This window comes from Rhodococcus sp. Q, assembly GCF_005503035.1.
Taxonomy (GTDB): Bacteria; Actinomycetota; Actinomycetes; order Mycobacteriales; family Mycobacteriaceae; genus Rhodococcus_G.
This window is the reverse complement of record NZ_SCOY01000013.1, coordinates 39,389-59,818: the sequence shown is the minus strand read 5'-3', so window position 1 is coordinate 59,818 and position 20,430 is coordinate 39,389. Positions and strand designations below refer to the sequence as shown.

Below are 20,430 nucleotides of genomic sequence, written 5' to 3'. Positions count from 1 at the left end.
ACCAGATCAGGACCAGGCGTCGAGGACGATCCGCGCGGCGGTGACCACCGCGATCGGTTGATCGAACACGGGGTGGTGTCCGGCCGCGGGCAGCTCCACGACCAGCGCGTCCGGCCCGAACATCGGCCGCATCCGGTCGAGCAGCTCGGGCGTGACGATGCCGTTCTCACTGCGGAAGTACGCGACGCGGCACCCGGCGACAGTCCCGTCGAGGCTGCTACGTCCGCCCTTTCCGATGCGGCTCAGGTCGAACTTCCAGCTGTAGCCGCCGTCGACCTCCTTCAGCGAAGCCCGCGCGATGTAGTCGAAGACGTACGGCTCGGCCGTGTCCTGCGGCGGCACGAGCCGGAACCGTTCCACCGCGGCGTCGACGCTCGGGTAGACCTTCGTGGTCGACGACTTCCGCTGGTCGCGCATCTCGCGTTCCTCGGGCGTGAGGTCGCGGATCGGCGAGTCGAGAATCATCACGCCGTCGAGGCGGTCCCCGTACAGGGTCGACGCCAGGTAGGAGACGATGCCGCCCATGCTGTGCCCGATCAGCGTCGGGCGCCCGGTGATGCCGCCCGCGGGCGCGACCGCGAGCACTTCCTCGACCCACTGTTCGAGGGTGTAGTCCTCGCGGTGTGCGCTGTCGCCGTGCCCGGAGAGGTCGAGCGCGACGACGCGTCGTCCCACCGCGAGCTGCGGTGCTACGTGGTCCCACCAGCGCGAATGGGCCATGCCGCCGTGCACGAGCACGACGCCGGGCTGGTCGGGCTCACCCCAGGCGCGGTACGCGATGGATGTGCCGTCGACGGTGACCCGTCCCGTCTCGACCGGCGCGGCGATCGCGTCGACGAACCACTTCGGCGCCGACTCGTTGACGTTGCTCATGAATCGAAGCTACTTCACGGCAATGCGGGCGGCTGCGTCGCCCGTGCGCGAGTTCGGTAGTCAGAGCTACCGAACTCGCACACATGCGGCGGGGCGACTACAGCTCGGTCACCCAGCCGTGCAGGGTGTCCGACCGCAGGGCCGCCGCGTGGCGTTTGCGCAGCGCCTCGGAGATCGGCCCCTGACGTCCGCTGCCGACGACGCGGCCGTCGACTTCCAGGACGGGCGCGACGCCTGCGGAGGTGCCGGTCACGAACACCTCGTCCGCGATGTACAGCTCGGTGAGGTCGACGGTCCGCTCCACGACCGGGACGCCGTCCTCGGCGGCGAGGGTGAGCAGGGTACGGCGGTTGATGCCGTCGAGGATGTCGCACGACACGTCGGGGGTGATCAGGGTGCCGCCACGCACGAGGAAGATGTTCGCGGCGCTGACCTCGCAGACGTGACCGTTGCCGTCGAGGAACACCGCGTCGTCGTAGCCGGCGTCGATGGCGTCCTGCTTCGCGAGGACCGAGTTCACATACGCGCCGTTGACCTTTGCACGCGACGGGATCGCGGCGTCCGGTATGCGGCGCCACTGACTTGTCTTCAGGCGCATGCCGTCTTGCGGGACGATCGGGACGGCGTCGTAGACGAACATGCTGACGGTGGTGTGGCAGCCGCGGACGCGGGTGCCGGGGATGGACTCGTCGACGTGCACGCTCGCCCGGACGAACACGTCCGACGTCGGAGCGTTCTCTGCGACGAGTTCGGTTGCCGCCGAGACGAACCGGTCGTAGTCCCATTCCGCCGCGAACCCGTCCATCCCGATGATCCGGCAGGACTCGACCATCCGCCGGAAGTGGTCGGCGAGGCGGAACGCGGTGCGGCGGTCACCGTCGACATGGACAGGGAAGACCGTGTACACGCTGAGCCCGTAGAGCATCGCCGATGTCGCGACGCCGAGGGTCGCCTCGGCCGCGTCGACGATCCGGTCACCGAAGTACACGCGGGGGTGTGGGTTGGCCATGGCGGGCAATGCTAGTGCCGGCCCCCGGTTCGCTTCCTTCCCTTTTCTCGAAATCCATCGCTATTCGCTCTTGCTAAGTACCGGTACTCAGTGTTACTTTCTAGCGGTAGTCAGCGACACAGACTAGATCGAAGGTGGGCAATGGCCAATCAGATGACGGAGATGCTCAAGGGCACTCTCGAGGGCATCGTCCTGGCGATCCTCGCCAGGCAATCCGCGTACGGCTACGAGATCACCGCACTGCTTCGCGAGCAGGGATTCACGGATCTCGCGGAGGGCACCGTCTACGCCCTGCTCGTCCGAGTCGAACAGCGGGGCTTCGTGGACGTCGAGAAGGTCCCTTCGGAGAAGGGGCCGCCGCGAAAGGTGTTCTCGATCAACGCACAAGGGCGCGACCAGCTCGACGAATTCTGGAGAACATGGACGTTCCTCTCGGAACGTATCGAACAGCTTCACGAGGGAGAGAAGTGATCATGACCAACTGGGTCGAGAGCGTCACCGGATCGTTCGGAGAGAAGAAGCAGTACAAGCAGAACAAGGCACGTATCGATGCCCTGCCCGAGCCGTACGGCACTGCCGCGAAGGCGCTGCTGCGGTACTTCACCTACTCCAGTGGAATCACCGACGGCACAACCCTCGTCCAGATGGTGGGCGACCTGGCCGACCTCTGGGAGCGGGCGGCCGTCGACGGCACACCGATCCGCGAGATCGTCGGCGAGAACCCGGTCGAATTCGCCGAGGCGTTCGTCGAGGCCTACACCGGCAAGCAGTGGATCGACAAGGAACGTGCCCGCCTGACCAAGGCGATCGACGATGCCGAAGGGGCCCAGTCATGACACCGGCAGCGATCCAGGTGCGGGGCCTGGAGAAGTCGTACAAGGATCTGCAGGTGCTGCGCGGCGTCGACTTCGACGTGGCGCCGGGCAGCATCTTCGCCCTGCTCGGCTCGAACGGCGCGGGCAAGACCACGGTCGTGAAGATCCTCGCGACGCTGCTCAAGGCGGATGCGGGCACAGCCACGGTCAACGGCTTCGATGCCGCCGCGCAGCCGCAGAACGTCCGCGAGTCGATCAGCCTCACGGGCCAGTTCGCGGCAGTCGACGAGATCCTCAGCGGGCGAGAGAATCTCGTGCTCGTCGCCAAACTGCGCCACGTCGAGAACCCGGCCCAGGTCGCCGACGACCTGCTCGCTCGATTCTCGCTCACCGACGCAGGTGACCGGAAGGCGGCCGAGTACTCCGGCGGCATGCGTCGCCGCCTCGACATCGCGATGAGCCTGATCGGGGATCCGCCGCTCGTCTTCCTCGACGAACCGACCACCGGGCTCGACCCGCAGGCGCGGATCGACGTGTGGCACACGGTCAAGGAACTCGCCGATCGCGGGACGACCGTGCTGCTGACGACGCAGTACCTGGACGAGGCCGAACACCTCGCCGATCGCATCGCGATCCTCCACGAGGGCCGGATCATCGTGAACGGCACCCTCGCCGAGCTCAAGGCACTGCTGCCACCCGCGACCGTGGAATACGTCGAGAAGCAGCCCACCCTCGAGGAGGTCTTCCTCGCGATCGTCGGCGACACCCACACGGACCAGGAGGAACGGCGATGACCACCACGTATTTCTACGGCGACACCACCGCGTTGACGGGGCGTTCACTACGCCACATCCTGCGCAGCCCGGACACCATCATCACCACGGCGGTCACCCCGGTGGCCCTGATGCTGATGTTCGTCTACGTGTTCGGCGGCGCGATCGACACCGGGTCCGCGTCGTATGTGAACTACATGCTGCCCGGCATCCTGCTCATCACCGTCGCGTCGGGCATCGCCTACACGTCCTACCGGCTCTTCATGGACATGCAGGGCGGGATCTTCGAGCGATTCCAATCCATGCCGATCGCCCGGTCCAGCGCACTGTGGGCACACGTCCTGACCTCGCTGGTCGCCAACATGATCTCCCTCGTCGTCGTCATCGCCATCGCCCTGCTCATGGGCTTCCGCACCGGCGCCGGTGTGCTGGCGTGGCTCGCGGTCGCGGGCATCCTTGTCCTGTTCACCCTGGCGTTGACCTGGGTCGCGGTGATCGCCGGCCTCTCCGCGAAAACCGTCGACGGCGCAGGCGCTTTCGCCTACCCCCTCATCTTCCTGCCGTTCGTCAGCTCCGCGTTCGTGCCCACCGACACCATGCCGGGCCCGGTGCGCTGGTTCGCCGAGAACCAGCCGGTCACCTCGATCGTCAACACCATTCGCGCCCTGTTCGCACAGCAGCCGGTTGGCGGCGACATCTGGATCGCCCTCGCCTGGTGCGTCGGCATTCTCGTTCTCGCCTACGTCGCCGCGACGGCCGTCTACAACCGCAAGATCAGCTAGGCGCGCGCCTGCGCGCGGCAGCGGGTCGCTCCCGGCAGACTGAGCAGATGCTGCATCTTCGGATCCTGGCGCCCACGGCATACACCGACGACGTCCTGGGAATCCTCGACGACGAACCCGGCGTCAGCAGCCTCGCGGTCCACCGCGGGGCTGCGGTCCGTCCGGTGGGCGACATCGTCCACGCCGACCTCGCGCGGGAAGTCGCCAACGACGTGGTCCAGCAACTGCGCGCGACCGGCCTGCACCACCACGGCACGATCGAACTCGAACCGGTGCACACCTGGCTCTCTCGCGACGGCCTCGACGCGGAACTGAAGAGTCCCGGCAGCTCCGCCGACACCGTCGTGTGGGCGGAGGTCGCCCAACGCTCCTACGAGGACGTCGAACTGAACTGGACGTACCTCAGCTTCATGACCATGGCGACACTGCTCGCCGGGATCGCGATCATCACCGACTCGCAGATCCTGGTCATCGGCGCGATGGTGCTCGGACCGGAGTTCGGCGCCATCGCCGCACTCGGCGTCGCGCTGGTCAAACACCGGTACGTGCTGCTCGCGACGGCAATACGCACACTGGTCGTCGGGTTCGTCGTCGCGATCGCGGCGACGGCGATCGCGGCGCTGGCCGGGCGCGCCCTCGGCTGGGTGACCCTCGAGGACGTGGCGGGTCCACGCCCGGAAACCGCGTTCATCTACACCCCGGACAAGTGGTCGTTCATCGTCGCCATCATCGCCGCGGCCGCGGGAGTGCTGTCACTGACGTCGTCGAAGCTCGGCGGGCTGTCGGGCGTGTTCATCTCCGTGACGACGGTTCCGGCGGCGGGCAACGTCGGGCTCGGGCTGGCATTCGGTGCAGGCGAGGAGATCTGGGGCAGCACACAGCAGTTGCTGCTCAACCTGACGGGAATGGCGCTGGCGGGCTGGGCGACGCTGGCGATCCAGCAGGCGGTGTGGTCGAAGGTGTCGGTCCGCCGGGCCAAGGCACTCGACCGCAGACGCCGAATGTTGTGACAGGAGAGGTGCCATGACGGGACACGAGGTGTTCGAACGGGTCGTCGGCAGTGTCGACGACACGGTGTACGTGGTGACCACGACGGCCGGCGGCGAGCGTGCGGGCTGCCTGGTGGGATTCGCGACCCAGGTGAGCATCGACCCGTCCCGGTTCCTGGTCGGGTTGTCGACGGCGAACCGCACCTTCCGTGTCGCGGACGCGGCCGACCACCTGGCCGTGCACGTCCTCCGGCGCGGCTCGGACGACCTGACCCGGCTGTTCGGCGGTGAAACCGGCGACGACGTCGACAAGTTCGCGCGCTGCGTGTGGCATGCGGGACCGCACGAGCTGCCGATCCTGGACGGCGCCGCCGCCTGGTTCAGCGGACGCATCCTGGCGCGAGTGCCATTCGGGGATCACACGGGATTCCTGCTCGAACCCGACGGGGGCGTCTGCGACGAGGAATCACTGGACCTGATGAGGCGAACCGATGTGGACGACGTCGATCCCGGGCACGACGCCTGACGGGGCCCTCCGGTCAACAGTTGTTCGCGACCATCCGCTGTGCGATCTCGCGTAGACCTGCTCGCACCGACGCGGGCGCCACCACCTCGACGCCATCGCCGAGCTCGGTCAACTGGTGCACCGCAACGGCTTCCGATTCGAGGGCGAGATCGACCTCCACCCACCCGTCGCCGTCCGGCGGCCCCGGTGTCACGCGGGCGGCTTCGACCCCGACGACGGCGGGAAGCGCGCGCCACGCGGCGGGAGCGAGTCGCACCCGGCACGGGCACCGCAGCAGGGACCGGTCGAACTCGGCGGTCGACTCGGTCCACCACGACGCCAGGTCGAAGTCGGAGGGCCGCTCGGCGGGGGCGTCGAGGTGCTCGGCGGAGTCGATCCGCGTCACCCGGTAGGACAGGACGCGACCCCGGTGCGCGGCGACGAGGTACCAGGTCCCGGCCTTCGCGACGAGACCGTACGGGTCGACGGTTCGGGTGACGGTGCCTGCCCCGCGCCGGTACTCGACACGCAGCCGCCTCCCCTCCAGGACTGCCCGCGCGACGGTGGCGAGGTGCGGTGCGCGTGTGGAGTTGTCGAACCAGCCGGGGGCGTCGACGTGAATCCTGCTGCGCCACATCTGCGCTCCCGCACGCAGCGGCAGGGGCATGGCCCCGAGGAGTTTGGCCTCGGCGGCGGCCGTCTCCTCCCCCAGACCGAGGTCGTCGGCGAGCCCGGGGATGCCGAGCAGCATCAGCGCGGACGTTTCGAGTGCCGTCATGCCGCTGAGTTTGGACTGCCAGCCGTCGAGCAGACGGATACCGCCGCCCGGCCCGGATTCGGTGTAGAGCGGGACACCCGCCGCCTGCAGTGCCGCGACGTCCCTGTAGACGGTGCGGACGGACACCCCGAGCTGGTCGGCGAGGCGATCCGCGGTGCTGCCCGCACCGCCCTGCAGTCTCAGCATCAGGTCGAGCAGCCGGCTGGATCGCATACCGGACAGACTAGTGAAAATTCCTGACAGGAGATGTCAGGGATACGGGCGCAGACTGGAATCCATGACGACCTGGCAGCAGTTCACCGAGGAAGCCCCCGACCTCGCCGATGCCGTCCACGCACGCCTCACGGCGCACAAGCACCACGTCCTCGCGACCCTGCGGGCGGATGGCTCACCGCGGGTCAGCGGCACCGAGGTCGAGACGTTCCTCGGCATGCTCGTGCTCGGCTCCATGCCGAACGCCCGCAAGGTGCTGGACCTGCGACGGGACCCGCGTTACTCGCTGCACTCGAATCCCGGACACCACACGATGGACGGCGGAGACGCCAAGATCTCAGGGCGCGCCCGCGAACTGCTCGGCGCCGAGAAGCGGGCGATCCGCGACTGCTACCCGGACGATCCGGGCGGCGACGCCCAGTTCTTCGCACTCGACATCGAGTCGGTGGTGCTGACCACCGTGTCGGCGGACAAACTGCACGTCGACCTGTGGCGGCCGGGCGCCGGTGTCGTCAGGAGGAGCCGATGAGCACACCGGATCTGGCCGGGAAGGTGGCGTTGGTCGCGGGCGCGACACGCGGCGCGGGGCGGGCGATCGCCGTCGAACTGGCGCGGGCGGGCGCGTACGTCTACGCGACGGGGCGCAGCAGTCGCGCGGGCAGGTCCGAGATCGACAGGCCCGAAACCATAGAGGAGACAGGTGAACTCATCGCCGCGACGGGCGGCGACGGCGTCGCACTGCGCGTCGACCACCTGGAGCCCGACGAGGTACGCGCCCTCGTCGAGCGGATCGATGCCGACCACGGGCGTCTCGACGTTCTCGTCAACGACATCTTCGGTGGTGATCGCTACGCGCAGTTCGGCACGACCCTGTGGGAGCACGACCTCGACGGCGGGCTGCGGATGCTGCGCATGGGCATCGACACCCACGCGATCACGAGCCACTTCGCGCTGCCGTTGCTGATCCGCAGACCAGGCGGGTTGGTCGTCGAGATGACCGACGGGACAGCCGACTACAACGTCGCCTACCGGCACCACGTGGGTTTCTACTACGACCTCGTGAAGGCCGCGGTGCAGCGGATGACCACCGCGCAGGCCTACGAACTGGCGCCGCACGGGGGCGCGGCGGTCGCGATGACGCCGGGGTGGTTGCGGTCGGAGAACATGCTCGACGCGTTCGGCGTCACGGAGGATACCTGGCGCGACGCGCTGGACCGGGTGCCGCACTTCGCGATCTCGGAGACGCCGACGTTCGTCGGCCGAGCGGTCGCGGCGCTGGCCGCCGACCCCGATGCGGGTGAGTTCAGCGGCACCGTCGTCTCGAGCGGGCAGTTGGCGCAGCGGTACGGCTTCACCGACGTGGACGGATCGCGGCCCGACTGCTGGCGCTATCTCGTCGAGGTGGCCGACCGCGACCTGCCTGCGAACACCGACGGCTACCGCTGACCCGTCACCAGGTCAGGTTCTCCTCGCAGTGCGCGCCGTCCGCGCTGGATTCGACCTGGACCGTCGCGTGCCCGAGCCCGTGCGCGTCGAGCACCGTCTTCGCGGCCCGCAGCACGGCCTGGGTGTCCAGGTCGGTGGTGAGGTGCACGGTCGCGACGTCCATGCCGGTGGTCAGCGTCCAGACGTGCAGGTCGTGCAGGTCGGTGACCCCGGGCAGGGCGAGCAGGTCGGCGCGGACGGCCTCGATGTCCACTGTCGCCGGCGACGCCTGGGTGAGGATGCGCAGCGACGCGGCGGCGAGCTTGACCGCCCGCGGCACCACCCACAGGGAGATCGCGACGCCGACGACGACGTCCGCCCAGGTCCAGTTGAACGCGAGAACGAGGGCGCCGGCGATGAGCACGCCGACGCTACCGACGGCGTCGGCGAGGACTTCGAGGTAGGCACCGCGGACGGCGAGCGAATCCTTGGAGTCGCCGCGCAGCATGAGCATGACGACGAGGTTCGCGGCGAGACCCGCGGCGGCGGTGAGCATCAGCGGAAGGCCGGGGATCTCGGGGCTGTCCCCGATGCGCCCGATCGCCTCGTACATCACCCAGGCGGCGACGGCGAGAAGCAGGACGGCGTTGGCCATCGCGGTGAGCACCTCGGCGCGGTGCCAGCCGAAGGTGCGGGCGGCGGCGGTCGAACCCTGGCGGGCGAGGAGGAGCGCGGCCAGGCCCATGCTCATGCCGACGACGTCGGTGACCATGTGCCCCGCGTCGGCGAGCAGAGCGAGCGATCCGATGGCGAGGCCGACCACGACCTCGAGGACGAGGAAGCCCAGGAGGATCGCGAGGGCGAACACCATGCGGCGGATGCGCTGCGTGCTCGGCCCGACTGCGCCGGGTTCGACGCCGACCTGCCCGTGCGAATGTCCGTGTCCGACGCCCATCACCACTCCCTTGGTTCGCTCGCGGCCATCATATGCATACATTCGCATATATCGAAACCCCACTTGCCCATTCACAGTTGAAGTCAACTTCAACTAAGGTGACCTGACTCACACCACTCGTCTCGAAGGGCCACCATGACCGACATCTCCGGTACCTGCGACGCACGCTTCGACGGACTGCGCGAGGCACTGCGCCGCAACCTCGACACGGGCGAGGACCTCGGCGCGTCCCTGGCCGTCACGGTGGACGGTTCCCCCGTCGTCGACATCTGGGGCGGCTGGTCCGACACCGAGCGGACCACACCCTGGCAGCGCGACACGATCACCAACGTGTGGTCGTGCTCCAAGACCGTCACCGCATTGGCGGTACTGATCCTGATCGACCGCGGTCGCATCGACCCCTACGCGTTGGTGTCGAAGTACTGGCCAGAGTTCGCGGCGAACGGCAAGGACACCGTCGAGGTCCGGCATCTGCTGTCCCACACCTCCGGGGTGTCCGGCTGGCAGGAACCCATCGCGCCCGACGAGATCTACGACATGACCCTCGCCTGCTCCCGGCTCGCCGAACAGGCGCCGTGGTGGGAACCCGGCACCGCGTCCGGCTACCAGGCGATCAACCACGGCCACCTGCTCGGCGAACTCGTCCGGCGCGTCGACGGGCGCGACCTGCAGCAATTCGTCGCCGAGGAAATCACCGGCCCGCTCGGAGCCGACTTCCGGTACGGCGTCGACCGCGCCGACTACGGACGCGTCTCGAACGTCGTTCCGCCGCCGCCGCTCCCCATCGACTTCGCATCCCTCGACCCCGACTCGATCCTCGTCAAGACGTTCGGCAACCCACCCGCCAACGCCGCCATCGCCTGGACCGACGGCTGGCGAGGCGCGGTGATCGGCGCCGCGAACGGCCACTCCAACGCCCGCGCCCTGGCCCGCATCCAGTCCGCGATCGCGTGCGGCGGCGAGGTCGACGGGGTGCGACTGCTGTCCCCCGACACCGTCGAGTTGATCTTCGAGAAGCAGTCCGACGGCGTGGACGTCGTCCTCGGTGTACCCGTCCGATTCGGTATGGGATTCGGTCTGCCCACACCCGAATCCGTGGCGTTCATCCCCGAGGGCCGGATCTGCTTCTGGGGCGGCTGGGGTGGCTCGCAGATCATCGTCGACACCGAGCGCCGCGCGACCATCTCCTACACGATGAACCGGATGGGTGCCGGTTTCCTCGGCTCCGAGCGTTCCGCCGAGTACGTGGCCGCCGCGTTCGCCGCACTCGACTGAGCCCGCGGTCCTTCCGGTCCGCTTGGGGGCCACAAGGACTCACGGGCGGGCGCAGCCGCCTACTCCGGCGGGTAGGCGGGCTTCGGCACCGTCGGGGGCAGGGTCGCGATCGCCGAGATCCGGCTCAGCCCCGCCACCTGCAGAAGGTCCACGATCAGCGACCGGATCTGCGCGAACACCACGGTCGCCGAGATGCCCGCGTTCTCGACCAGTTCGGCCTTCGCGCCGACCGCCACCGAACGCAGCACTCGCGCCGCCTCCGCGCGGTCCGGCTGCTGCCCCGGGTCGGCGAGGACGACATGGCGCAGCACGTCCACCGCATGCGCGAGCTTCTCCACCTCGTCGACCAGCCGGGGATCCAGAATCTCGTCGTCCCGGACCAGCGTCAGCGACCGTCTGGCCAACACCCGGATGTTGCGCATCGCATTGTCGATCGGGTCCGCCGCGGCGGCGAGCCGGTCGAACCGCTCCCGCGACCCCCAGTACAGCGGCGACAAGCGGCTGATCTCGCGACCACCGCTCAGACTCGACCGCAGCCCGTCGATCGCGGCCTGCGACGTCCGGGCCTTGCGCAGCGCCGCCTCGATCGGTTTCGGATCGTTCGCCACCAGCCCGTCCGCGACCAGTTGCAGCACCTCGGACGCGGTACCGAGGATCTCGGCAGCGGTCTTGCGGGCGCGCAGCACCGGATGCACGGGCACGAGTGTGACGACGAGGAAGCCGACGACCCCACCGATCAGGGCGTCGAGCATCCGGTCCGGGCCGCCGCCCTGCTGCGGCGGAATCAGGGTCGCGACCAGGACCGCGGACGTCCCCGCCTGCATGGAGATGATCGGGCCACCGTCGAGGAAGATCGCCGTCGTCATTGCCAACGCGACGGCGAGGGTGATCTGCCAGGCGCCGGTGCCGATCAGCGAGATCAAGGTGTCGCCGATACCGATTCCGACGGTGACACCGACGATCAGCTCGACCGAGCGACGGACCCGCGCACCCAGCGAGAGCCCGAGGGACACCACGGCCGCGATCGGGGCGAAGAACGGATCATGGTGGTGGAACACGTCGTTGGCGACGAACCACGCAAGGCCCGCCGCCAACGCACACTGCAGTACCGGGAACGCGGACGCCCGCACCCGGACAGTCGACGCCCGCAGTCGCTCTCGCGCGCGACTGCGTGAGTAGGGCCGAAACCTATTCGACGCCAAGCGCTTCGGCGGCCCGCGGATCGCAGTCCTCGAGCAGATCCAGGCAACGGGCGTGCTCGTCGTTCTCACCGATGGCCTGCGAGGCACGTGCCAGCACGGCCACACACCGCAGGAATCCACGGTTGGGTTCGTGGCTGTAGGGGACGGGCCCGAAGCCCTTCCATCCGTTGCGACGCAGCTGGTCGAGTCCGCGGTGGTAGCCGGTACGGGCGTAGGCGTAGGCGGTGATCGTCTCGCCGCTCTCGAGCGCGGCTTCCGCCAGGTAGGCCCACGCGATCGACGCCGTCGGATGGTCGGCGGCCACCTGCTTGGGGTCGGCCTTGTTCAGCAGTTCGGACTCGGCGTCGTCATCGCCGGGCAGGAGGGTGGGCTGGGGGCCGAGCAGATCACCGAAAGAGGTCATTCGTCCATTGTGCGCGCCGCGCATCCCCGACGATCCCCCGACACCCCCGTAGGCTGCTGGCCGTGGACAACAGCGAATCGGACGCGACGCCGTCGTCGCCGGCAGCCGTACCCCCGCCGCCCGCCGCGCCGTCCGAGGCACCGACGGTCGCCATCCCGCACGCGGCGCGGGCAACCCCTACCCGCGTCGGGCCCGGGACGCCTCCCCCACCCGGCGTGGCACCGACGCCGACCCGTGTCCCCGAGCCTGCGCCGCGCGGGCGGCGCCGCTGGCCACTGGTCCTCGCGGCCGTGGTTCTGCTCGCGGTGGCCGCGACGGGCATCGCGCTTCTCGCGAGCCGAATCGGCGGCAACTCCACCGAGAACGACGTCCGCGGCGCCATCAACGGATTCGTCGACGCCGTGGACCGCGGCGACCTCGCGACCCTGCGGGCCGGTACCTGCGGCGAACTCGGTGCCTACTACCAGCAGGTGTCCGATGCCGATTTCGCCGACGTGTACCAGTCGGCGAACTCGGACCGCGCGGTGCCGATCATCGACAGCATCGACGCCGTGGCCGTCACCGACGGCACCGCCCTCGCACAGGTCACCGTGCACACGGCGAACGATCCGGCGGCGACGTCGGTGCGCTCGTTCGCATTGGAGCAGCAGGACGGCGTGTGGAAGGTGTGCAGCTAGGGCGTGTCTCCTGACGCCCTACAGTTCGGCGAGGGGCGGGAACACGTCACCGATCCCGACGGGGTCGCGGTGCAGGACGTGTCGGACGTCCCTCGTGACCCGTGCGAGGTCGCCGTTCGCGATCGCCGCGTAGGAGCTGACCCAGCCGTCGACCTCCCACCGCTGCGCTCCGAGATCCGAGCGGGACGCGTACGCCTCGTCGAGCGTTTCGCGGTGGTACCGGATCGGGCGTCCCAGCGCTGCGGTCAACGCGTCCGCGACATCGGTCAGCGACAGCGCCGCCGGACCTGTCAGGTCCAGTGTCCGGTCGTCGTGACGGTCCGAGCCGAGCACCGCGGCGGCGACCTCCACGACGTCGGCCCGCGCGACCATCGCGGCACGCCCGTGACCGGCGGGCCCGCGGATGACGTCGTCGGTGCCGACCATGCCGGGCATCAGGTCGAGGTACAGGTTGTCGCGGAGGAACGTGAACGTCAGCCCGGTGTCCCGGACGGCCTGTTCGGTGTGCCAGTGGTCGCGCCCGAAGGTGAACGTGCAGTCGGGTGCGGCGCCGACGAAGGAGAGGTACACGATCCGCCGGACCCCGGCGTCCGCGGCGGCCCGGACGGCGGCCCGATGCAGGTCGACGCGGTGCTCGGTTTCGGTCGCCGAGACCATGAAGAAGGTGTCGACGCCGCGCAGCGCGTCCGTCAACCCGGCGTCACCGAATCCGGCCTGCACGGCGGTCGCGTGCGGCAGGTCCGGTAGTCGGGACGGGTCGCGGGAGAGCAGGCGCAGGTCGGTGCCCGCCTCGGAGAGCAGGCGCGCCACTCCCCCGCCGATGAATCCGCTTGCCCCAGACACCGCGACGGTCATGCGACAAGCCTAAGGCGGGAAAGCACGAGAGTGCAGTGCCCGTCGCGCCGTTCGGCGAACGCGACGGGAACTGCACTCTCGGTGAGAACCCTGGTGGGAGGACTATCCGGCGGAAACCGACCGGCCGGCGGACTTGAGGTCGTTGCAGGCCTCGAGGACGCGAGCGGTCATGCCCGCCTCGGCCTTCTTGAGGTAGCTGCGCGGGTCGTAGACCTTCTTGTTGCCGACCTCGCCGTCGATCTTCAGCACGCCGTCGTAGTTGCTGAAGAAGTGTCCGGCGATCGGACGCGAGAACGCGTACTGGGTGTCGGTGTCGACGTTCATCTTCACGACGCCGTAGCGCAGCGAGTCCTCGATCTCCGACTTCAGCGAGCCCGAGCCGCCGTGGAAGACGAAGTCGAACGGCTGCGAACCGGCAGGGAGGCCGAGCTTCGCGACGGCCGCCTCCTGGCCCTCCTTGAGGACCTCCGGCTTGAGGACGACGTTGCCCGGCTTGTAGACGCCGTGGACGTTGCCGAACGTGGCCGCGAGCAGGTACTTGCCGTTCTCGCCGACGCCGAGGGCGTCGATGGTCTTCTCGAAGTCCTCACGCGAGGTGTACAGCTTGTCGTTGATCTCGGCCTCGACGCCGTCCTCTTCGCCGCCGACGACGCCGATCTCGACCTCGAGGATGATGTTCGCGGCCTTCGACAGCTTGAGGAGTTCCTGCGCGATCTGCAGGTTCTCGTCGATCGGCACGGCCGACCCGTCCCACATGTGCGACTGGAACAGCGGGTTCAGACCCTGGTTGACGCGCTCCTGCGAGATGGCCAGCAGCGGGCGGACGAATCCGTCCAGCTTGTCCTTCGGGCAGTGGTCGGTGTGCAGCGCGATGGTGACGTCGTACTTCGCGGCGATGACGTGCGCGAACTCGGCGAGCGCGACGGAGCCCGTCACCATGTCCTTGACGCCGAGGCCCGAACCGAACTCGGCGCCACCGGTGGAGAACTGGATGATGCCGTCGCTGCCCGCGTCCGCGAAGCCCTTGATGGCCGCGTTGATCGTCTCGGACGAGGTGCAGTTGATGGCGGGAAAGGCGAAGGAGTGTTCCTTGGCCCGTCCGAGCATCTCGGCATAGACCTCGGGAGTTGCGATGGGCACGGCGGCTGACCTCCACGTCGACGAATTCATTCGGGTGCGCTCGGCCGGACGGGCCGGCAGCGTCGTCCTAGCAGTATGGCAACTGCCGGGCACGCCGTCTCCTGCAAGTCCGAGATCGGGCGATACGGGCGCTGCCCCGCATCGGCGGTACTGTGGTCCGCGTGATTGTGCAGGCAGCCGCTGACCTCGTGACCGCAGGCCAGGACTCCGTGACGAATCTGGCGCTTCTGCCGGGATTCCTGGACCCGGTCAACCTCCTCAACTCGTTCGGCACCTGGGTGCTGGTCGGTCTGCTGTTGGTGGTGTTCATCGAGTCGGGTCTGCTGTTCCCGCTCCTTCCCGGCGACTCCCTGCTGTTCACCGCGGGCCTGATCGCCGCGTCGAAGTCCACCGAGGTCGAGCCGTTCGCCCCCCTGTGGGTCCTGCTGGTGACCATTCCGATCGCCGCGTTCCTCGGCGACCAGGTCGGCTACTGGATCGGCGCGAAGGGCGGCGCCGCCCTGTTCAAGTCGAACGACGCGAAGTTCTTCAAGAAGAGCTACATCGACGAGTCCCACGCGTTCTTCGAGAAGCACGGCCCGATCACCATCTTCCTGGCCCGCTTCGTTCCGATCGTGCGCACCTTCGCGCCGCTGGTCGCCGGCGCGTCGAAGATGAAGTACACGGTGTTCCTCACCTACAACATCCTCGGCGCGGTCGTGTGGGGCGCGGGCGTCACGCTGCTCGGATTCCTGCTGGGCCAGATCGAGTTCATCCGCGACAACGTCGACGCGATCTTCCTGCTCATCGTGTTCGTCTCGGTCATCCCGATCCTGGTCGAGATCGTCAAGCGCTACACGGCGTCCCGCAAGAGCCGGCCAGCCGCCGACAACCCCGCGGACGAGTACACGCCGTAATCGATGGCGTTCGCAGCCCCCGACCTGGGGCACTTCGCGACCGTCGGCCCGGTGCTCGTGTGGGTCCTGGTCGTCACGTTCGTGTTCCTCGAGTGCGCGTTCGTCATCGGACTGTTCCTGCCCGGTGACTCGATGCTGCTGACCGCGGGCATCGTCCTGGCCGGTCATGCGGCGGGCAGCACCCATGTGTGGACGCTGTCGGCGGCCGCTGCTGCTGCCGCGATCGCCGGGAACCAGGTCGGCTACGTGCTCGGGCATCGCAGCGGTCACCACCTCGTCGCCCGCCGCAACGGCCGCTACGTCAACACCCGGAATCTGCACAAGGTCAACGCCCTGCTCGACCGGAACGGATTCTGGGCTGTCCTGATCGCCCGCTGGATTCCGTGGGTGCGGACCCTGTGCCCGCTCGTCGCGGGCGCGGCGCGGATGAACCATCGCACCTACACGATCGCGAGCACCCTCGGGGCGCTCGCCTGGGCGCCGGTCCTACTGCTGCTCGGTTTCTATGCGGGCGAGTTCCTCGAACGGGTGCCGTGGCTGATGCCCGCGGTCCTGGGGGTGCTGGTGGTCGGACTCGTCGTCGGCACCGCTGTCGGTGTGGCGCAGTACCGGCAGGAACTCGCCAAGCCGGCCGAGGACTACGAGGTGGAGTGACGACGCGCGACGTTCGCGACGATCGCGTCGTGGACGTACCGCGCGAATCCCGGGGCGACGGCATCCCAGGTCGCGGCGGCCGCCGGATCCGCCAGGTACTGGTCGGCGATCTCGATGTGGCGCTGTGGGCCGCACTCGAAGAACCATCGCTCGAGGTGCTGCCGATGCTGCTCCGCGGCGTCCGTCGCCGAGTCCGATCCGACGGGTGCCTGCGCCGCGATGGCATCCGCGAAGAGCGCGATGACGGCGTCCGCCTCCGCTTTTATCGCTCGCCACTCCTGCTCCCCGTATACCGCCGTCACCCGCCACTGCGCGCTCGTTCCCTCTGCCTCGGCGAGCAGGTCCGCGAACCGGTCCGTCCCGAAGATCTCCCGCTGCTGGGCCGGCGACAGCGCGATGCCCAGTTCCAGAGCCTCCACCTCGCGGTCCAGTTGGGCGAGCATGTCGGACGTGCGGGCCTGCCGCTGCCTCAGCAGCCGATGCTGGCGTCGTAGGTGCGTCCCGGGATCGGGGTCGTCGAGCAGTGCCGCGATCCGGTCCAGGGGAAAGTCGAGCGCGCGGTAGTAGAGGATGCGCCGCAGCCGCGCGAGGTCGCCGTCGCCGTAGCGACGGTGCCCCGCCGCGGTACGGGAGTTCGGGACCAGCACGCCGATCTCGTCGTAGTGATGCAGCGTCCGGATCGAAATCCCCGACATGGCCGCGACCTCGCCGACGGAGTAGTCAGCCACGACGGCGGCTCCACGCCAGCGCCTCGGCGAGCAGCGACGTCACCAGGTCACCGGTCCTCGGACCGGGATTGACGATCGACACCCACGCCTGCGCCGCGTACACGGGGTGCGGGAGCACCCGGTCCGCTTCGCGGTAGTCGTGCTCGTCGCGGCGGGACGCACTCGATTCCGGGCCGTATCCGACGAGGTCGCGGAACCGGTCGCGTCCGACATGGATGTTGACCCGGTACACGTCGGGGCGGTCGAGGTCCGATGCGGTGTCGAATCCGGGGTAGTCGCTGACCACGATCGTCGCGAACGGGATCCCGGCGTCTGCAGATGCCGTGGCAGCGGAGGCGCCGGCGTCGTAGACGAACATGTCACCCCAGGCGGACTCCGGGGCCCCGGATTCCGCGTCTGCGACGAGAATCCGCACCCCGTCCATCGCGGCGACCCGGGTCGTCATCTCGTCGAGTGTCCAGGTGCGCGGTAGGTCGGTCATGTCAGCCACGCTAGGACCTCACGCTGCGTGAGGTGCAAGTCGTCAGACGTGACGCGGGCGGGTCGCCTTCCGTTCGAGTGTGCCCGCCGCAACGTGGGCGGCCTCCATCAGCATCCAGCCACCGAGCTGCACCGAGAAGTCCCGCTCGGCGATGTCGGACGCGTGCACGGTTCCGCCGGAGAACGCGGCGATGCCGTCACCCAGACCGGGCAGGCGGGCCGGGCTCGCCCAGTCGCAGCCGAACAGGGGCTGACCTTCCACCTGCAACCGGTTCTCCCAGGCCGACTCGGCGGAGCCGAGAACGATCTGCGCGGCCACCGTCCTCGCACGCTGGTCGGCATCCTCGCTCCCTGGCAGCGACGCGGCAACGTGCGCGAGGTAGCGGGCCAGGATGCCGTTGAACAGTCCCCCGTCTCCACCCCCACCTCCGACGATCACCCCGTCGACGGTCAGGTGCTTGTCGACGGCATCGACGAGGGCATGGACCCGCAGTCGGTGCCGAGGCTCGTCGAGACTGCGGGCGAGTTCCGTCTCCGCGCCGAGCACCACGCCCTGGCAGTAGCTGTAGACGGCGCGGTCGAGGATGCCTGCGGGCACCGGCTTCCCCGGGGGGAAACGGATGCCGTCGAGGATCAGCCCGGTAGCCGGATCCTTGAGAGCGAGGTCGATCCAGTCGATCATCGCCTGGGCGCGCAGCAGGCGCCCGGTGCGGGCGAGCAGGATCGCGGCGGGCCCGTTCGCGGGGGCGTTGTAGAAGTCGGACCGGGTTCGCCACGGGATTCCACCGCCGGATTCCGGCACCCAGGCATCCCACAGCTGGGCTTCGAGGTCACCGATCGGACGACGGAAGTCCAGATGCTGCAGTCGCTGCGCCCGCTCCAACGAGATCCCGAGCCAGGCCATGTCGTCGTAGTAGTTGTTGGTCCACCCGGTCACGTTCCGGATTCGGTGGGCCCGGGCGATTTTCGTGATCCTGCGCCGACGGCGCGGGGTGGGTTCTCGGTCGGCGGCGTCGACGACGCAGTCCAGCAGATGCGCCTGCCACCAGTAGTGCCAGGAGAAGAACATCCGCTCACGACGGACCGGGGGCCACGCGACGACCGCCATCGATGTGCCGGGCAGCGCCCACAATCGTCGGAGGTGCCGGGTGACCACAGCGGCTTCCGCCGCATCCGCCCGCCCCGACCACTGGTGCTGCATGACAACCGATCTTGCCCACTCGTGTCACAAATCGCTACCAACTACGGCCGAGATCGGCGTGTTGCCGGACCCAGGCGTGCATGGCGATGCCTGCGGCCACCCCTGCGTTGATGCTTCTGGTGGAACCGAACTGCGCGATCGACACGGTCATCACCGCGGACTGTTTGGCGTGGTCGCTGACGCCGGGACCCTCCTGCCCGAACAGCAGGATGCACTCGCGAGGCAGGCGCGCCGTCTCCAGTGGAACCGACCCGGGAACGTTGTCGACGGCGACGACGGCCAGGTTCTCGACGGCCGCGAACTCGAACAGTTCCTCGGCGGTCGGGTGGTGCACGATGTGCTGGTAGCGGTCGGTGACCATCGCTCCGCGCCGATTCCAGCGTCGACGGCCCACGATGTGCACGGCGGCCGCGGCGAACGCATTCGCGGAGCGGACGACGGTGCCGATGTTGGCGTCGTGCCCGAAGTTCTCGATCGCGACGTGGAACGGATGCCTGCGGGAGTCGATGTCCGTGACGATCGCCTCGCGGCTCCAGTACCGGTAGGCGTCGACGACGTTGCGGCGGTCACCGCCTGCGAGCAACTCGGGGTCGTACCGCGGGTCGTCGGCCGACTCACCCGGATGCTCGAGGGCCCATGGGCCGACTCCGTGCGGATGCTCACCCCACTCGGTGGGGCCGGCCTCGTGGTCCTCGCCGGGGTCTGGCTCGTTGCCGCTGGGACCGCTCGCACTCATGAGGTCATTGTCCCGCTCGCTGCGAACACCGACCGAAGGGACCCCGGATACACCTGTGGGCGGGTACCGCAGATGCGGTACCCGCCCACAGGCGAGAACGGAAGATTTACTCCGCGGAGAGCGAAGAAACCGATCCACCGAACTCAACGATGCCGCTGAGCGCGTCGCCGACGCCGGTGAGAAGGTTGCCGAAGTCGCCGAGGGCGGTGAGCAGCTCGATGGCCTGATCGAAGTCCATGGTGTTCCTTTTCGTCGAGCGCAGCTGGCGGGCCGCACTGGGCTTGTGATCGGAGTCGACATCACAATTCGATGACAACAACGGTGATGACCGTACGTACCGACCAAGGTCTGCTTCAAGCGCTACAGCAGTGAGTTGGCTCACATAAGCACATGCGCAACCTGTTGTTAACCAGGACTTTTCAAAAAATTTCGTTAAAATCTTCGCCAATCGCGAAGCCGTGACCATTCGAGTCGTTAAGGCATCTTGCGCCCGCCACCTCCGATGTGCATGTGAACCCGAACGAGGACACGGACTGCCCGACCGGCAACTCCGGATCACTGTCACCAGAGGTGTAGACGACGCCGCCCGCACACAGGAATTCCGCAGGTCCGGCACTGGTGACGCGGATGCCCGTCCCCCACGCGATCATGCAGTTCTCCGGACGCGGCGGGATCGGCGTCGTCGGTCCCTGACAGCCCGCTTCGACGCGGGTCGCCAATTCGATGATGCCGCACTGGAACTCGCCGTTCAGTGCCGTGAAGTACACGGCTTCGTTACGCCGGTACGTCGTGGTCGGTGCCGCGCTGGTCGTGGTCGTGGTGGCGCTCGGCGTGGTGGTCGTCGGAGGCGCCGTGGTCGTCGTGGTCGGTAGCGACGGCGCGGCGGTGGTCGTCGTGATGCTCGCCGCCTCCGGCGTATCAGCCCCTCCGCAACCCGTCACCGCCATCGCGGCCACAACCGCACCCAGCCCGATCACCGTTCGACGAAAAACCACCGGCACTCCTTCTCCTCGCAAAGAACCCGTTCGACCCTACGGGCCGCGACGAGAGTGACGGAACCCACGTC

General features: G+C 68.5%; 26 protein-coding genes. 12 read left to right on the top strand and 14 right to left on the bottom strand.

Annotation, left to right across the window (positions count from 1 at the left end; translation table 11 throughout):
- Window positions 1–6: 6 nt before the first annotated feature.
- Both FFS72_RS14560 and FFS72_RS14555 read right to left on the bottom strand, forming a co-directional pair.
- A complete protein-coding gene (locus FFS72_RS14560; protein WP_137874598.1) occupies window positions 7–873 on the bottom strand; it encodes an alpha/beta fold hydrolase in 867 nt (288 codons plus the stop codon).
- 97 nt (window positions 874–970) lie between these two features.
- Window positions 971–1,882, bottom strand: a complete 912-nt coding sequence (locus FFS72_RS14555; protein ID WP_137874597.1) for an aminotransferase class IV — start codon at window positions 1,880–1,882, stop codon at window positions 971–973.
- Between the two features lie 141 nt (window positions 1,883–2,023).
- On the opposite strand from FFS72_RS14555, the gene FFS72_RS14550 reads away from it, so the two are divergent.
- Genes FFS72_RS14550 through FFS72_RS14525 form a run of 6 tightly spaced genes read left to right on the top strand, consistent with a single transcriptional unit; the run spans window position 2,024 to window position 5,767 of the window.
- Window positions 2,024–2,353: a PadR family transcriptional regulator gene (locus FFS72_RS14550; protein WP_137874596.1), complete on the top strand. Its 330-nt coding sequence runs from the start codon at window positions 2,024–2,026 to the stop codon at window positions 2,351–2,353.
- Window positions 2,354–2,355: 2 nt separating this feature from the next.
- A complete protein-coding gene (locus FFS72_RS14545) occupies window positions 2,356–2,718 on the top strand; it encodes a DUF1048 domain-containing protein (RefSeq protein ID WP_137874595.1) in 363 nt (120 codons plus the stop codon).
- A complete protein-coding gene (locus FFS72_RS14540; protein ID WP_137874594.1) occupies window positions 2,715–3,491 on the top strand; it encodes an ABC transporter ATP-binding protein in 777 nt (258 codons plus the stop codon). Before FFS72_RS14545 ends, FFS72_RS14540 begins: the two co-directional genes overlap by 4 nt.
- Complete coding sequence (locus FFS72_RS14535; protein WP_137874593.1) at window positions 3,488–4,252, top strand: ABC transporter permease; 765 nt, start codon at window positions 3,488–3,490, stop codon at window positions 4,250–4,252. The genes FFS72_RS14540 and FFS72_RS14535 overlap by 4 nt, the downstream gene beginning before the upstream one ends.
- A gap of 47 nt (window positions 4,253–4,299) precedes the next feature.
- Window positions 4,300–5,262, top strand: a complete 963-nt coding sequence (locus FFS72_RS14530; RefSeq protein ID WP_137874592.1) for a DUF389 domain-containing protein — start codon at window positions 4,300–4,302, stop codon at window positions 5,260–5,262.
- 13 nt (window positions 5,263–5,275) lie between these two features.
- Window positions 5,276–5,767, top strand: a complete 492-nt coding sequence (locus tag FFS72_RS14525; RefSeq protein WP_137874591.1) for a flavin reductase family protein — start codon at window positions 5,276–5,278, stop codon at window positions 5,765–5,767.
- A 13-nt stretch (window positions 5,768–5,780) separates the two neighbouring features.
- Here the strand turns inward: FFS72_RS14525 and FFS72_RS14520 are convergent, their stop codons facing one another.
- Window positions 5,781–6,737, bottom strand: a complete 957-nt coding sequence (locus FFS72_RS14520; protein WP_137874590.1) for a helix-turn-helix transcriptional regulator — start codon at window positions 6,735–6,737, stop codon at window positions 5,781–5,783.
- Between the two features lie 64 nt (window positions 6,738–6,801).
- Between FFS72_RS14520 and FFS72_RS14515 the strand changes: the two genes are divergently transcribed.
- Together FFS72_RS14515 and FFS72_RS14510 are read left to right on the top strand one after the other, a co-directional pair.
- A complete protein-coding gene (locus FFS72_RS14515) occupies window positions 6,802–7,266 on the top strand; it encodes a pyridoxamine 5'-phosphate oxidase family protein (protein ID WP_137874589.1) in 465 nt (154 codons plus the stop codon).
- On the top strand, window positions 7,263–8,183 hold the full coding sequence (locus FFS72_RS14510; RefSeq protein ID WP_137874588.1) for an SDR family oxidoreductase: 921 nt from the start codon (window positions 7,263–7,265) through the stop codon (window positions 8,181–8,183). The genes FFS72_RS14515 and FFS72_RS14510 overlap by 4 nt, the downstream gene beginning before the upstream one ends.
- A gap of 4 nt (window positions 8,184–8,187) precedes the next feature.
- On the opposite strand, the gene FFS72_RS14505 is transcribed toward FFS72_RS14510, so the two are convergent.
- Complete coding sequence (locus FFS72_RS14505; RefSeq protein ID WP_137874587.1) at window positions 8,188–9,117, bottom strand: cation diffusion facilitator family transporter; 930 nt, start codon at window positions 9,115–9,117, stop codon at window positions 8,188–8,190.
- Between the two features lie 135 nt (window positions 9,118–9,252).
- Between FFS72_RS14505 and FFS72_RS14500 the strand changes: the two genes are divergently transcribed.
- Window positions 9,253–10,392, top strand: coding sequence for a serine hydrolase domain-containing protein (locus FFS72_RS14500; protein ID WP_137874586.1), 1,140 nt, complete (start codon window positions 9,253–9,255; stop codon window positions 10,390–10,392).
- Window positions 10,393–10,451: 59 nt separating this feature from the next.
- Here the strand turns inward: FFS72_RS14500 and FFS72_RS14495 are convergent, their stop codons facing one another.
- Both FFS72_RS14495 and FFS72_RS14490 read right to left on the bottom strand, forming a co-directional pair.
- Entirely contained in the window at window positions 10,452–11,543 is a 1,092-nt protein-coding gene (locus FFS72_RS14495) for an FUSC family protein (RefSeq protein WP_137874659.1), read from the bottom strand.
- A gap of 37 nt (window positions 11,544–11,580) precedes the next feature.
- The gene (locus FFS72_RS14490; RefSeq protein WP_050065406.1) at window positions 11,581–11,997 is read right to left on the bottom strand and encodes a DUF3151 domain-containing protein; all 417 of its coding nucleotides are present in this window, start codon (window positions 11,995–11,997) and stop codon (window positions 11,581–11,583) included.
- A 62-nt stretch (window positions 11,998–12,059) separates the two neighbouring features.
- Between FFS72_RS14490 and FFS72_RS14485 the strand changes: the two genes are divergently transcribed.
- Window positions 12,060–12,674: an Rv0361 family membrane protein gene (locus tag FFS72_RS14485; protein ID WP_137874585.1), complete on the top strand. Its 615-nt coding sequence runs from the start codon at window positions 12,060–12,062 to the stop codon at window positions 12,672–12,674.
- Between the two features lie 18 nt (window positions 12,675–12,692).
- On the opposite strand, the gene FFS72_RS14480 is transcribed toward FFS72_RS14485, so the two are convergent.
- Both FFS72_RS14480 and fbaA read right to left on the bottom strand, forming a co-directional pair.
- On the bottom strand, window positions 12,693–13,529 hold the full coding sequence (locus FFS72_RS14480) for an NAD(P)H-binding protein (RefSeq protein ID WP_137874584.1): 837 nt from the start codon (window positions 13,527–13,529) through the stop codon (window positions 12,693–12,695).
- A gap of 102 nt (window positions 13,530–13,631) precedes the next feature.
- Window positions 13,632–14,669, bottom strand: a complete 1,038-nt coding sequence (gene fbaA / locus FFS72_RS14475; protein WP_137874583.1) for a class II fructose-bisphosphate aldolase — start codon at window positions 14,667–14,669, stop codon at window positions 13,632–13,634.
- A gap of 152 nt (window positions 14,670–14,821) precedes the next feature.
- Here fbaA and FFS72_RS14470 point away from each other — a divergent pair, with 152 nt between their 5' ends.
- Window positions 14,822–15,565 carry a VTT domain-containing protein gene (locus tag FFS72_RS14470; protein ID WP_171018686.1) on the top strand — a complete coding sequence of 248 codons (744 nt, stop codon included), beginning with the start codon at window positions 14,822–14,824 and terminating at the stop codon, window positions 15,563–15,565.
- A gap of 3 nt (window positions 15,566–15,568) precedes the next feature.
- On the top strand, window positions 15,569–16,219 hold the full coding sequence (locus FFS72_RS14465) for a DedA family protein (protein WP_137874582.1): 651 nt from the start codon (window positions 15,569–15,571) through the stop codon (window positions 16,217–16,219).
- Here the strand turns inward: FFS72_RS14465 and FFS72_RS14460 are convergent.
- The 6 genes from FFS72_RS14460 to FFS72_RS14440 all read right to left on the bottom strand — a co-directional run bounded on the left by FFS72_RS14460 (window position 16,204) and on the right by FFS72_RS14440 (window position 20,341).
- Window positions 16,204–16,947, bottom strand: a complete 744-nt coding sequence (locus FFS72_RS14460) for a TipAS antibiotic-recognition domain-containing protein (RefSeq protein ID WP_137874581.1) — start codon at window positions 16,945–16,947, stop codon at window positions 16,204–16,206. The two genes, FFS72_RS14465 and FFS72_RS14460, sit on opposite strands and share 16 nt — an antisense overlap.
- Window positions 16,940–17,428, bottom strand: coding sequence for a DUF6194 family protein (locus FFS72_RS14455; protein ID WP_249353318.1), 489 nt, complete (start codon window positions 17,426–17,428; stop codon window positions 16,940–16,942). The genes FFS72_RS14460 and FFS72_RS14455 overlap by 8 nt, the downstream gene beginning before the upstream one ends.
- Window positions 17,429–17,470: 42 nt before the next feature.
- Window positions 17,471–18,628, bottom strand: coding sequence for a glycoside hydrolase family 76 protein (locus FFS72_RS14450; protein ID WP_137874580.1), 1,158 nt, complete (start codon window positions 18,626–18,628; stop codon window positions 17,471–17,473).
- Window positions 18,629–18,662: 34 nt separating this feature from the next.
- Window positions 18,663–19,364, bottom strand: a complete 702-nt coding sequence (locus FFS72_RS14445) for a TrmH family RNA methyltransferase (RefSeq protein WP_137874579.1) — start codon at window positions 19,362–19,364, stop codon at window positions 18,663–18,665.
- 106 nt (window positions 19,365–19,470) lie between these two features.
- Window positions 19,471–19,602 carry a hypothetical protein gene (locus FFS72_RS26975; protein ID WP_283235416.1) on the bottom strand — a complete coding sequence of 44 codons (132 nt, stop codon included), beginning with the start codon at window positions 19,600–19,602 and terminating at the stop codon, window positions 19,471–19,473.
- A gap of 181 nt (window positions 19,603–19,783) precedes the next feature.
- Window positions 19,784–20,341 carry a hypothetical protein gene (locus FFS72_RS14440; RefSeq protein ID WP_249353316.1) on the bottom strand — a complete coding sequence of 186 codons (558 nt, stop codon included), beginning with the start codon at window positions 20,339–20,341 and terminating at the stop codon, window positions 19,784–19,786.
- Between the last annotated feature and the right edge of the window lie 89 nt (window positions 20,342–20,430).